Annotated in this window: 12 protein-coding genes; 6 read left to right on the top strand and 6 right to left on the bottom strand. The window is 64.7% G+C overall.

Annotation, left to right across the window (positions count from 1 at the left end):
* Positions 1 to 156 precede the first annotated feature (156 nt).
* Positions 157 to 1,641, top strand: coding sequence for a DHH family phosphoesterase (locus tag C487_RS06580; RefSeq protein WP_006184922.1), 1,485 nt, complete (start codon positions 157 to 159; stop codon positions 1,639 to 1,641).
* A 76-nt stretch (positions 1,642 to 1,717) separates the two neighbouring features.
* Here the strand turns inward: C487_RS06580 and C487_RS06585 are convergent, their stop codons facing one another.
* Positions 1,718 to 2,473, bottom strand: coding sequence for a CehA/McbA family metallohydrolase (locus tag C487_RS06585; RefSeq protein ID WP_006184923.1), 756 nt, complete (start codon positions 2,471 to 2,473; stop codon positions 1,718 to 1,720).
* Between the two features lie 1,070 nt (positions 2,474 to 3,543).
* Here C487_RS06585 and C487_RS06590 point away from each other — a divergent pair.
* Entirely contained in the window at positions 3,544 to 4,482 is a 939-nt protein-coding gene (locus C487_RS06590; protein ID WP_049907988.1) for a DUF7551 domain-containing protein, read from the top strand.
* Positions 4,479 to 5,279, top strand: a complete 801-nt coding sequence (locus tag C487_RS06595; protein ID WP_006184925.1) for a DUF7260 family protein — start codon at positions 4,479 to 4,481, stop codon at positions 5,277 to 5,279. Before C487_RS06590 ends, C487_RS06595 begins: the two co-directional genes overlap by 4 nt.
* 30 nt (positions 5,280 to 5,309) lie before the next feature.
* Here the strand turns inward: C487_RS06595 and C487_RS06600 are convergent, their stop codons facing one another.
* Positions 5,310 to 5,702 (bottom strand): hypothetical protein, encoded by a 393-nt coding sequence (locus C487_RS06600; RefSeq protein ID WP_006184926.1) that lies wholly within the window; start codon positions 5,700 to 5,702, stop codon positions 5,310 to 5,312.
* Positions 5,703 to 5,922: 220 nt separating this feature from the next.
* Here C487_RS06600 and C487_RS06605 point away from each other — a divergent pair, with 220 nt between their 5' ends.
* A complete protein-coding gene (locus tag C487_RS06605; protein ID WP_006184927.1) occupies positions 5,923 to 6,240 on the top strand; it encodes a DUF5783 family protein in 318 nt (105 codons plus the stop codon).
* Between the two features lie 78 nt (positions 6,241 to 6,318).
* Positions 6,319 to 6,684: a NifU family protein gene (locus tag C487_RS06610; protein WP_006184928.1), complete on the top strand. Its 366-nt coding sequence runs from the start codon at positions 6,319 to 6,321 to the stop codon at positions 6,682 to 6,684.
* A 127-nt stretch (positions 6,685 to 6,811) separates the two neighbouring features.
* Here C487_RS06610 and C487_RS06615 read toward each other — a convergent pair whose 3' ends face one another.
* The 4 genes from C487_RS06615 to C487_RS06630 all read right to left on the bottom strand — a co-directional run bounded on the left by C487_RS06615 (position 6,812) and on the right by C487_RS06630 (position 11,471).
* Positions 6,812 to 7,720: a ketopantoate reductase family protein gene (locus tag C487_RS06615; RefSeq protein WP_006184929.1), complete on the bottom strand. Its 909-nt coding sequence runs from the start codon at positions 7,718 to 7,720 to the stop codon at positions 6,812 to 6,814.
* Positions 7,721 to 7,836: 116 nt separating this feature from the next.
* Positions 7,837 to 10,287 carry an HVO_2072 family ArtA-dependent S-layer glycoprotein gene (gene csg / locus C487_RS06620; RefSeq protein ID WP_006184930.1) on the bottom strand — a complete coding sequence of 817 codons (2,451 nt, stop codon included), beginning with the start codon at positions 10,285 to 10,287 and terminating at the stop codon, positions 7,837 to 7,839.
* 455 nt (positions 10,288 to 10,742) lie between these two features.
* Positions 10,743 to 11,036, bottom strand: a complete 294-nt coding sequence (locus C487_RS06625; RefSeq protein WP_006184931.1) for a DUF7130 family rubredoxin-like protein — start codon at positions 11,034 to 11,036, stop codon at positions 10,743 to 10,745.
* A gap of 96 nt (positions 11,037 to 11,132) precedes the next feature.
* Positions 11,133 to 11,471 (bottom strand): DUF7130 family rubredoxin-like protein, encoded by a 339-nt coding sequence (locus C487_RS06630; protein WP_006184932.1) that lies wholly within the window; start codon positions 11,469 to 11,471, stop codon positions 11,133 to 11,135.
* Positions 11,472 to 11,881: 410 nt separating this feature from the next.
* Here C487_RS06630 and C487_RS06635 point away from each other — a divergent pair, with 410 nt between their 5' ends.
* On the top strand, positions 11,882 to 12,793 hold the full coding sequence (locus C487_RS06635; protein ID WP_006184933.1) for an alpha/beta fold hydrolase: 912 nt from the start codon (positions 11,882 to 11,884) through the stop codon (positions 12,791 to 12,793).
* Positions 12,794 to 12,941: the final 148 nt, after the last annotated feature.

Raw genomic sequence — 12,941 nt, forward strand, 5'->3', positions numbered from 1 at the left:
CCCTCCCGATGAGAGACTCGTGTGCGAGGGCGGCGGCCTCGATCACCGTACTGACTGGTGTGGCGGATCGAACGGGAACCGTACTCGATAGCGATCGGACTCGCCACGATCCGCGTGACCGCACCTTTATCCCCGAAGCCGCCCCACAATCCCTCGATGGCAGGGCCGGTTCCCGAACTCGAGGATCGCGCGAGGGCGTGCGCAACACGGCTGTGCACGGCCGATCGCGTGTTGCTCGCTTCCCACATCGACGCCGACGGACTCACCAGCGCCGCGATCGCTGCACAAGCGCTCGAGCGCGCGGAAATTCCGTTCGAAACGGTCTTCGAGAAGCAACTCGACGAGGACGCGATCGCCGCGATCGCGGCGACCGACTACGAGACCGTTCTCTTTACCGACTTCGGGAGCGGCCAGCTCGACATCATCGGCGACCACGAGGATGCGGGCGAGTTCACGCCCGTCATCGCCGACCACCACCAGCCCGCCGACCGGGACACGGAGTTCCACCTCAACCCGCTCCTGTTCGGCATCGACGGGGCCTCGGAACTCTCGGGTGCCGGCGCGAGTTACGTCCTCGCCCGGGCGCTGGCCGACGTGTCCGACACCGATCCGGAGACATCGGTTGCGGCCGATGGAGGGGCCGCCACCGCGTCGGGGACCGCGAACGCCCGCGCCGACAACCGCGACCTCGCCGCCCTCGCCGTCGTCGGTGCCGTCGGCGACATGCAGGCCGCCGGCGGCGAACTCCACGGCGCGAACGAGGGCATCGTCGAGGAGGGCGTCGCGGCCGGCGTCCTCGAGACGGGGAAGGACCTCGCACTGTACGGCAAACAGACCCGGCCGCTCCCGAAACTGCTCGAGTACGCCACCGACGTCCACATCCCCGGCATCTCGAACGACGAGAACGGCGCGCTTCGCTTTCTCGACGGGCTCGACCTCGAGTTGCAACGCGACGGCGAGTGGCGGCGCTGGGCCGATCTTTCAAACGACGAGAAACGGACGGTCGCCAGCGCGCTCGTCCGGCGTGCCGTCTCGAGCGGCGTGCCCGCGACGAAGATCGACGGGCTCGTCAGTACGGCCTACGTCCTGTGCGAGGAACCCGTCGGGACCGAACTCCGGGATGCAAGCGAGTTCTCGACCCTGTTGAACGCGACCGCCCGCTACGAGCGGGCCGACGTCGGGCTGGGTGTCTGTCTCGGGGACCGAGACGGCGCGCTCGAGCGGGCGCGCCAACTGCTGCGGGAGCACCGACGGAACCTCTCGGCGGGCATCGATCTCGTCACGAGCGAGGGGGCGACCCAGGAGGAGCACGTCCAGTGGTTCCACGCGAGCGACGAGATCCGTGAGACCATCGTCGGTATCGTCGCCGGGATGGCGATGGGGAACGCGGGGATCAGCCGCTCGAAGCCGATTATCGCCTTCGCCGAAAAGAACGACGAGGAGATCAAGGTCTCATCGCGAGGCACCCACTCGCTCGTCCGGCAGGGACTCGACCTCTCGGTCGTGATGGGCGAGGCCTCCCGGGCCGTCGGCGGCGACGGGGGCGGTCACGACGTCGCGGCAGGGGCCACGGTTCCGAAAGGGAAAGAGGACGTGTTCGTCGAACGCGCCGACGAAATCGTCGGCGAGCAACTCTCCTGATCCCAACAGGCGACCGTTTTTCGAACCGGCTCGGAGAACGAAGTCCTACAAGGAGGCGAGCGACTCGAGACGCGACTCAGGTCGATCCGTCCATCGAGGCCGGGACCGTCGGTAACAGCGGCGCGCGCGAGGTGAACATGTAGGCCGTTTTCCGCACCGCACCCTTCCCGTACTGGACGGCGCTCTTGTGGATCGGTGTCCGCTTCCCGCGGATCTGGGTCCGGCCTTCGAGGATGGCCTCGACGAGATGGGCACCGTCGATGTCGGCTTTCGTCGGGGTTGCCGTGTCGGGTGTCACGACGACCTCGGTGTAGGCTTTGCCGACGTTCGGCAGGTAGTGGGCGTCGCTGGCACCGATCTGTGGATAGTCGCGGCGCTCGGCGAACGTCCGGGCGCGTCGATTGCGGTAGCCGGTAAAGACCATCGAGTTGTAGGTCTCGATCGCGTCGGCGTCCTCGATGGTGCCTTTTCGGACACCGTGTCGGCTGCGCTGGAACGGATGGGGGACGATCGCCACGCCGCCGAGTTCGCGGACGGTTTCGACGGTCTCCATGAACGGTTGCCCGGCATCGGGCCGCGTCTCGACGCCGATCGCCAGCAGGTGGCCGTGCTGCGTCGAGACCTCGACACCGGGGATACCGATCAGCCCGTAGTCGGGCGCGAGATCGGCGGCACGCCGTGATTCATCGATCTCGTCGTGGTCGGTGATAACGACACCGTCGAGCCCGATATCGGCGGCATGCTCGAGGATGAGTTCGATCGGTTCGTGCCCGTCGTAGGAGTCGTCGGAGTGGACGTGAAAGTCGATCGCGAACGTGATCTGAGTTGTCATAGGGGCCAACGGTGCAGCGGGAGCGCTACCACCAATAACTCGTTATCCCGCATAAACACTGTGCTGCCGCCGGCAGTCACGGATCGGTCGAAATTCAATATATCGTTACTTGGTTTATTGGTCGGATCGTCCGTCCCCGAGGGCAGACGCTGAGGGCTCGAGACGGGGCCACGCGGCCGAAACCGATCGACAGCCGTTCCAACGGTATTGACGACCGAAAACGTCGGGAACCGACGGCCCGTCGAAACAGGTCTCGCCGAAAGCCGGTTCGACGCCGCACTTCGACGGTGGCACGGTTCGAGTGCCCGTCGCAGTTCGATCCTCATGCGCTCTCACCCTGGGTTCGACGACCGCGGATGGGAGAGGACGGGCCGCTCGAGAACTGCCGCGCGGGCGAGTTCGAGCGTGTCGATGGAACTCCGTGGACACCACGAGTTCGTCCGGGAACTCGTCGATTCGGACCGTAGCCGGCCCGATGAGGTCGCCCGTGCGCTACCCAGAAGCAGGCGGTCAGCAGCCCTCCACCGGTCACTCGGAGCACTCGCGTCGCCGATGGCGTCGGAGTCGAATGGACAAACACCGTTCGCGCCGCTTCGCAAGACACTGGTGACGTGGCCGTGCTCGAGGCGATTCGCTGCGGTTCGTCCGCACCGAAAAGAGAACGATCAGCCGCGCGGGTCGGTTTGGTGGCCGAACTGCTCGCGAACGGTTGCACCACCGGCGATGCCGCAGGTCGCCCCAGAACGGTCGTGTGGAACGTCGGTCAGCGGCGCAAAGACTCGAGTTCCGAACCGGAAACGACGGAGCGGATCGACTTTCTGCCCGTGAATAAATTGTATATCGCTACATGAAATTGCCGGTCGGCGTGCCAGGAATCGTCGCGGAGCGTGATTAGGCGGGCCTAAAATTCGGTGGACTTATCATGTTTTAGGTTAGCCTAAATGATAAGCGAGCGGTCCCCGATGGTACTGGTGAGAGCGGATAGCGGTAAACGGGCTTCAGTCCGACTCTCGCCGGCGCGAACGGTCGGGACGGCCGCGACGGAACCCGAACACGACTGGAGGAAACCCATGGTCGGAACGACACTCCGCGACATTCGAACCCACATCGAACGACTGGCCAGCGACGACGGGGAGTACTACGTCGTCTGTGCGCGCTCCGGCGAACGACCCGTGCCGGTCGCCGGGAAGCGGTTCGCGACCCGGACGGACGCGGCCGACGCCGCACAGGCGACCGAACAGTACCGCGCCGCGCTCCGACGGTACGATCCGCAGTTGCCGTTTTACGATCCGGTCGCCTGTCAGGAACGGCCGGCGGACGCGAACGCAGCGGCGCAGGCGGCCGGGGAGTCCAACGCTCCCACGCGAGCGCTTGGGAACGGCGATACCCAGACCACCCCGCCATCGGTCGATCGGGACCCCTGGGACGACAGCCCGTTGATCAGTTTCTGCCACGACGTCTCGGGGGCCGTCTTCGAGTCGCTCTCAGCCCGCGACCACGAGGACGCTGAGCGGGCGATCATGGAGACGTACATGGCCGCCGCCGAAGCGACGACCGACCGGAACACGCTCTGTCTGGTCTTGCTCGAGACCATGGCATCGGAGCTCGAAGCGCACCTCGAGACGGCCGAACGGATGCAGGTACTCCGGGCCGCGGCGACGAACCTCTCGCCGGTCGAACCGGCGGCCGATCCGGTGGAAGCGAGCCTCGCCTTTCTGGACTCGCTGTCGCTGATCCGGGAGTACGGCGTGACGCGGGATTCGACCGATTCGACGGACGGGACCGACGACGTCTGGACCGTCTCCCTGCGGGGCTACGCGATCGAGTGTGGCGAGTCCCGGTTTCCGACGCTGCCGATCGGGATCGATATTCTGCGACGGTCGGGAACGCCGGACGAACCGCTGGGCGTGACCGACGTCACCGCGCTCGGCGAAGGCGACTGGCAGTTCGTCCTGCGAAGCGATGCGACGGCGAGCGGACTCGTCTGTACGTGGGGGGAGCGTCAATGACCGGATCGACCGCCGTTCATCGGGCACTCGACTGTGTCGACGAGGAACGGGCAGCCGTCGAGAAACGGGACGCGGCGTTCGAGGCGTTCGCACGGCGCGTTCGCGAAGTCCCGGCGGAGCGTCCCGCGGCCGCCCGCTCCCAGCAAGCGGTCGCAGCGACACCGGCGATGGCGACGACGGTTCAGACCGGGCGATCGACTACGACGGGCGATCGCTGTGTCACCGTTCGGGAGGCGTTCGCCGAAACCGTCCGTCCCCACAGTATCGCCGACTGCGAGGCGGACGAGTCGCTCACCGAGACGATCGCCGCGGAACTGAGCGAAGACATCGCCGTCGCGCTCGCGTCGGAAACGGGCTGGACGCCGCCGCTCAAACGGGCCGTCCTCGAGACGGTCGAGACCAGGCGAACGGAAGCAGACGTCGTCCAGCAAACCCTCCGGAGCGAGCGGGAGACGCTCACGGACGCCCGCGACGAGATCGACGACATCCTCGCGTGGCTCCAGTCGATGGCCGACGAGTCGCTCCTCCAACGTGACTTCGAGACGTTACGGGAGAACCACGATCGACTCGCGACCTATCGGGATCGACTCGAGACGCTCACGGCGGACCGACAGGCGCAGTTTACCCGCTCGACGAACCGCTACGGACCGGGCGGGACCCGATATCGAACGCTGGTCGAATCCGTCTACTCGGACTGTGCGGTCCGATACCCGCTGCTCTCGAGCGCGACGCGGCTGTACGGGATCTGCGGTGACTGTCAGCGGACGGTTCGAGCGCACCTGTCGCGGCGCGTGTAAGCCGACGGGACGCGACCGCGAACCTGGCGGCTACTCGGAGGACGCGGACATCCCGCTCGGCACGAGATCGGAGAGCGAGACGCTATGGAGGACCTCACGGACCGTGAACGGGTCGTCCGCCGCCGAGACCGTATCGTGAATGCGATGCATACACTCGAGCAATCCGTCGACGGCGGCTCGCTGCGTCGAGACGCGGCCGATCGACTCCGAGATCGCACGGTCCGTGAGGAAATACCGATAGCGAAGCTCCCAACACCGACAGAGACCGAGCCCCGGATGCGACCGGTCGGCCGCGGTGGCCTCCGCGATCAGTTCGATCGGGGGGCGGCTGTGCCGATAGGTGAACCGTTCGTCACGGCGTTCGGCGAGTCCCCATCTCGGCGGAAGCGCCTCCGGCGGGATGGGGTCCTGTGTAGCGGCCATGTACGTTCGATGTCGCCCAGACAGGGAGTGTCCGTTCCGCTTGCGAGCGCGTGGTCCTATATACCGTCCCCCTACTACGGCAGCGACCTGTCACGTTTTCGGGTCGACACGGTCGGTCCGCGATGCGAACGTGCTTCGGTGCGGTCGATCCGGACCGCGGCGTGCCCGCGAAGCGAGGGGGATCGTCCGACTTTTGTCTCCGCCAGCGCTGAACTAGGGTATGGCCGACTTCGATCCCGAGAAGTTCGAGGACAAATACGCCAACTACTTCCCCGAACTCCAGCAGGCGTACAAGAACGCGTTCAACCGGATGAACGACCGCTACGACTCCCAACTCGTCCACGCGATCGACCAGGAGGTGTTGAACGAGAGCGAACCGTTCTACGAGGGCGACGGCGAGTTCCGCGTCGAACTCCCCGACGAGCCCTACGATCGGCTCTCGGGTGTGCTCGTGGAAGAAGAACGATTCGACGATGTCTTGGAGACACACGTCGAGGAGATCGAGACCGAGCTCCGGCGAGTATTCGGGTTCAACTAGGGGGGTAGCCGTCGCCGACGCCGGCAGGCGAACATGGAGGACGGAAGGTTTAGGGGGGCTGATACCCAATGGATTTCCATGAGCACGGAAACCCAGAACGACGGGGACGACCTCGAGGACCGCGTGACGAACTTCCTGCGACGGAACTTCCCGCAGATCCAGATGCACGGCGGCAGCGCAGCGATTCAGGACATCGACCGCGAGAGCGGCGAAGTCAGCATCGCCCTCGGCGGGGCGTGTAGCGGCTGCGGTATCTCGCCGATGACGATCCAGGCGATCAAGAGCCGGATGGTCAAGGAAATCCCCGAAATCGAGAAAGTCAACGCGTCCACCGGCATGGACGGCGGCGACGAGGAGATGGGCGGCATGAGTCCCTCCTTCCCCGGCGAGACCGTCGACGACGACGGCGGCAACGCCGACGAAGGACCGGAAGCACCGTTCTAACTCGTCCTCGTCCGGCGGAGGTCGAACACCGATTCGATGGGTTTGCTAACGTGACCGCAGAGCCCCGACTCCGTGATCCGTCGGTATAGTCGGGGCAGTCCCCGAGAAGCGCGATCGTGGACGGCCCTCATCGCACGTCGCGGCCGCGCTCCCAGGTCCTGACCAGTGTCGTGAGCGTCCGGTTCGTCGGTACCTCGAGCCCCAACGCTGCCGCTCGGTCGACGACGTGGCCGTTGATCGCGTCGATCTCGGTGCGCCGTTCGGCGAGAACGTCCTGGCGCATCGAGGACGTGTTCGTGGCCGTCGCTTCGGCGACGGCTTCCATCGCGGACCGCGCCTCACGGTTCGAGAGGGGGACATCACAGGCACGAGCGACGCGGGCCGTCTCTCGGACGGCCGCCCGCGAGAGGCCATCGGCCGGGTCCTCGAGCACGGCCCCGTTTTCTATCGCTGTCAGGGCCGTGACCGGGTTGATGCCGGCGTTGACCGCGAGTTTCTCCCACAGGCGTCGGGGCATGTCCTCGGCGACGGTCGTCTCGAGGCCCGCCGCCGCGAACGCCTCGCCGAGTCGGACCGCAAGCGCCGACGGGCCGCCCGCTCGCGCACCGAGGACGACCTCACCGACGCCAGTACAGTCGACGACGCCCGGCTCCCGCAGGACCGCCCCATAGGTCGCCGTCCCGGCGAGAACTGGGGCCTCGAGTCGCGCCGCAAGCGTCGCTTCGTTTCCCATGCCGTTCTGGAGCGAGAGAACGCCGTCGAACGTTCCCGTCGCGAGCCGTTCGGCGGCCGCTGCGGTGTCGAACGACTTGACCGTCACGAGGGCCAGATCCGCCTCGAGTCCGGTTCCGTCGGTCGTCGCCGCCGGAAACACGCGGTCGGGGGAGTCCGCTACCGCTCCCTCGAGACGCAGCCCCGACTCGTTGACGGCGCGGGCGTGGGCCTCGCGAGCGACGAGCGTGACGTCGTGCTCGCGGGCGAGCAGCCCGCCGATGAGACTGCCGAGGCTCCCGGCACCGAAAACGACGAGTTCCATGGCTCGAGGTGGTGCGAGCGCGATGATAACGATTACTGTCGGCGGCCGTACTCGAGACGGCAAAAGAGTTTGCCGTGGATATGGCGGCTACCGTACGATCGAACGCGAAACGACGGTTAGTGGTGCCGATCGTCGCGACGAAGTGCCAGCACGGCTGCGAGCAGCGCGCCGATCGTAACGGTGATGCCAAAGCCCGGCATCCCGTCGTCGCTGATCTCATTGGACGCTTTGTCACTGGTATCGTCGGCCGTGTCGTCACCGTTGTCGTCGGATATGCCGTCGCTGCTCTCGTCGGCCGTGTCGTCGGAGTGGTCATCATCCGAGTTCTCGTCGTCCGATCCGCCGTCAGCAACGTCTTCGGGCTCCTCGGTGATCCGGATGTCCGCTCTATCGGTACTATCGCCGTCGTTGGTTTCGATGGTATAGGTACCGGGGTCGATACCCTCGGTGTCCAGTGTAACGTTCCACCGACCGTCAGCACCCCACTGCTCGGTCAATGCGAGATCGAACTGCGTGGCGGACGGACCATCGGTGACCTCCACCGAGATGGTGTTATCGTCGGGCTGGCGGTTCGTGACGCCTGTAACGGTCATCGCTTCTCCGGCGACGACCGTGCCCTCGCCAGCGCTGGCGCTCGAGACGTTCTCGATCGTGGTCTGTGGGTCGGTGTACTGGAACTGGAACAGACGGGAAATGTCGTCGCTCCCGGAGTCCCGCGTCGTTTCGCTCGCGATTCGTTCCATGACCTGCTGTTGGGACGTGGACCCGGTGTTGAGCTGTGTGTACATACTCACGAACTGTTGTTCGACGGTACCGCCGTCGACGCTTTCGACCGATCCGTCCCCGGGGACGTTGTCACGGCCCTTCGAGTAGACGCTCATATAGACCGTCCCCTGGTTGATACTGGTATCAGTGCCGATCTCGGGTCCGAGATTGTTCCCGACCTGAATGTCTTCCGTCTCGAACACGTACTCCGAGTCGGTCGAGATCGGTCTCCGATCGTACGTCCCGTGCGGGCCGTAGAAGGACACGTATACCGAATCCTGGCCGGGAGCGGTCCCGCGGATCGAAAGCGTCTCCCCGTCGGCGACTTGGCCGTCGATAATACTGACGTGGTCGACGGTCAACTCGCCCTCAACCACACGCAACGACGAGGTGGTGCTCGTCCCCTGGTTGAAGTCCGACGTGGAGATGGTGTTATCGTCGGCCATCACCTCGTCAGCATCCGACTGGTCGATGACGCCGAAGCGGTACGTACCGGGCAGGCTGAGGCTATCGGAACCGGCCCCGCCGTCCCTGGAGAGCACGTAGTCCTCCTCTTCGAAGGTACCGTCGGAGTCGACGGCGATCCCCTGCTCGACGAGTCTCCAGTCGGCGTTATCGCGAACGAAGACCGCGACTTCGTCGGAGCCGTCCGCGGTACCGTTGATATCGATTTCGGACCCGATGACGTAGGAGTTCTCCGGGTTCTCGATCGTGATGTCGCCTCCCGAAACGTCGAGCGAGACGTCATCGATGGAGTCTGCACCGGCATCGACATCGGCAGCATCCACGCCGGTGTCGTAGACGTCTACGTCAACGGAACCGTCGTCGAGGTACTGGGTTTCGATCTGGCCGACGGCCGTCGTGCCGCCGATCCCGACTTCGGCCCACGCGAAGTCGATGTTCTCAGTGTCGTCGCTCCCGGGATAGACGCCAACTGCTTCCGTATCGTCGACGTTCCGGAAGATGCTCTCGGCATTGTCGGCAGTGATGCCGTCGCGGAATTCGGAGCGTTCGATCACAACGAGATGGGTGTCGCCATCGCTCCCCCCGCTGACGGTGTACCCGACGTTGTCGCCACGGACGGCACTGTCGGTGTCGACCTCGAGACCGAGGTCGGCATCGGTCCGCAACTCGACCGGTGCGGTTTCGACCGCATCACCGGAGTCGAGGTTCCCGGCACCCTGTGCGGTGACCGTGTATTCGCCGGCGTCCTCGGTGGAGAGATCCAGCCCGATGCTGTCGCCGGTTTTCTCGATCGTATTGTCATCGGTGACCTGATCCGTGACGTCAGTGCCGCTCTCGTCTTCGACGGAGATGTCGATGTATTCCGCATCGTCGAAGGAGTACTCCACGGCAACACTCATCGTATCGGCGTCTTCGGTCGAGATACTCGAGCCGTCGACGGCGTTGACGCTGCCGTCGTCGTACACGTTGTTGATCGTGAGGCCGGTCACGCGCGGGGTAGTGACAATCACGGTGTTCCCGTCACCGTCCCCGTACGTGCCGGTGAGCTGTGTCTCCGGAACGGGGGGCGCGAGCTGTTCGCCCTCGGCACCGCCGTTCTCCACACCGTTCAGCGTGTCTCGGGTGAAGTCATCGGAGAACTCGAAGTCGTCTTCGCCCTGATAGACGACATCGCCGGGATACACCGTCTGATCATCGTGATATCTCGCGTTCTGTGCAGCCGTTGCTCCGCCGACAAACGCTGCGGACATCGCAACGACGGAGAGTACCATCATCGCAGTGAGGAGCACTGCCCGACCCTTCTCGTGGACGGTTGCCGCGTCAGTTTCGGTCATCATTAGCTTCCAGCACCGAGTTTCCTGGCCGTATTCCGCCTCACGTTGAACGGCCTCGAGCGGGCTCGGTGCGACTCGGGCTCCCTGCACCCGGCAAGCACGAACGTGCGTGTCCGGTCGGTTTTACTCGGTACCTCGGCAACAATTGCGCCTTTGTTTGATAATAGTTCACTCATTGCGAACCGTTTTCGCAGTGTGTAACGATTGTTAATAAGACTGTCGATTTACACAACCAATATTTGTGAAGAAAACGTCGCGGACGATGCGCCCCGACGAAACCGATCACCCGGACGGGACTCGCCGCGCCGCTACCGGAATACCCGCCTTCCGACGGTGAACGACGGGATGACGACGCTCACTACTGAGACCGCGACCGAAAAACGGCCCGACCGTCGATGAGGGGCGAGGGTTCAGTGTCATCGAGAGAGGACCGATCGCTGAAACGGGTCTGCCGTCTCTCAATCTTCGGTCCAATAGTACAGTTCCTCCCGGTCGGCACCACAGGAGGGACACGCGTCGGGGATATCCTGGTCGAGTCGACCCAGTTCGCCACACTCCCAGCAGCGCCACATCAGTTCGGCCTCGCCGAACGCCTGACCCGACCGGACGTGTTCGACGCTCATCCCTTCGATGCCGTCCCGGAGCGTGATGTAGAGGCCGTTCTCGTCGATTCCCCGAACTCGCCCGATTTCCGTGCCGTCCTCGGCGTAGACCGTCGTCCCGAACGCCAGTCGCGGCTGTTCTTCTTTCATGTGTACCACTCGCATGGACCTACACCGTGAGCGGGAATAAATCCTAATGTGCTATAGAGAATTACGCAGTGCCACCAGCGGAGCGACAGCAACGAGTCAGTCCTCGGTCCAGTACATCAGGTCCTCCCGTTCGGTGTTGCAGTTCGGACACTCGTCGGGCAGTCCATCGTCGATCTCGCCCATCTCGCCACACTCCATACATCGCCACATCAGGTGCGCCTCGCCGAACTCGTGGCCCGAACGGGCGTGTTCGACGCTCATCGCTTCGGCACCTTCGCGGGTCGTGACGAAGAATCCGCTCCGCTCGAACCCCCGAATGCGACCGAGTCGGTTACCGTCCTCGTCGTAGACGGATTGCCCGAAATTGAGGTTCTCGATCTCCTCGACGGCCGCGTCGTCCCCTTCCGTCGCCGGCGTCTCGCCAGTGTTGACCATGACCGGGCTACATCCGCGACGTGAATAAAGTCACAGCGCGCATTGTGCAAGCGGTTGCTCGAGGTCGCAAACGTCGCTGTGAGCACGAAGCTGCGGTAGTCACGACACAACCAGCCATGATAGGAGGGAACACGGTAATAGAAAGTGATATACGGTCCTGGGATAGAGGTGGAGGGTATGATACACACCCACACATACAAGTCTCCATCCACTGACTTTTCGGCCGGGGAACGCTTTCCCCAGTTACGAGGGATGGGGCAGCCGTCGTTCGGTTCCACCGGGATGAAACGGACCGGGGTGGGACGGTCGGGAGACAAAAGTTGCCCATTGTGGCCACTAGACACGGCTATCAGGCGAAATCCGACTGCTAATACGGCCTCGGTCCTTCCCCCCTGTGACGTGATTCGATCATGAGCGGCACCGGCGTCGCCACCATCGGCGACTGTCGAATCGCCTACCGACGTGCGGGAACGAGCGGGCCGCCGATCGTCCTCTGTCACGGCGCGGGGATCGACGACGCGACCGTCTCGTGGCGACACGCGATCAACGCACTCGCGGCCGACTACCGCGTCTACGCGCTCGATTGGCCCGGATACGGGAACAGTACGGGCGAGGTCGATCACACCGTCGAGACCTACGTCGACGTGCTCGAGGGCTTCCTCGAGACGCTCCCCTTCGAGCGCGTCTCGTTGGCCGGCATTTCGATGGGGGGTGGAGTCGCGCTCGGCTACGCGCTGGACAACCCCGACCGCGTCGAGCGGTTGGCGCTCGTCGACAGCTACGGGCTGGGCGGCAAACTGCCGAGTGCGCTCCAGTGGAAGGTGCTATCACAGGTACCCGGCGCGACTGAGTTCGGCAAGATCGCGGCCAGCACCTCCACCAAGAGCGTTCGCATGGTCCTTGATAGTCTCGTCGCGGACGCCGACCGACTGCCCGACCGCTTCGTCGACGACATCAGGCAGAAACTGATGGAACCGGGCTCGATACGGGCCTTCGAGGAGTTCCAGAACAACGAACTCTCCTTCAACGGCCGCGTCGCGACGAACTTCGTCGACGACCTCGAGTCCCTGTCGGTCCCGACGCTGCTGATCCACGGCCGGGACGATCCGCTGGTACCCGTCGAGTGGTCGAAGCGAGCAGCGACCCTGATCCCGGACGCCGAACTGACGCTCGTCGACGACTGCGGCCACTGGACGCCTCGAGAGCGACCGGAGCGGTTCAACGAGCACCTTCGGAACTGGCTGCCGGACCCCCACCACACACCGGAACCGCGATACACCAAGGAAGGGATGCCGGGAGTCACGCGCGCCAGCAGCGATTAAGGCCGCGTCGCTCGTTATTCGGTTTCAATTCGGCCGGGAGCGCGTGTTCGCCGCGCTCCGCGGCGAATCGCGCGACCCGGGGGAGGGCAGGCCCTTCCCCAGTATCGACCGCGAGCGAAGCCGCGGCTGAGCGAGCGGGCCGACGACT

The sequence above is a fragment of the Natrinema pallidum DSM 3751 genome, assembly GCF_000337615.1.
GTDB classification, from domain to species: domain Archaea; phylum Halobacteriota; class Halobacteria; order Halobacteriales; family Natrialbaceae; genus Natrinema; species Natrinema pallidum.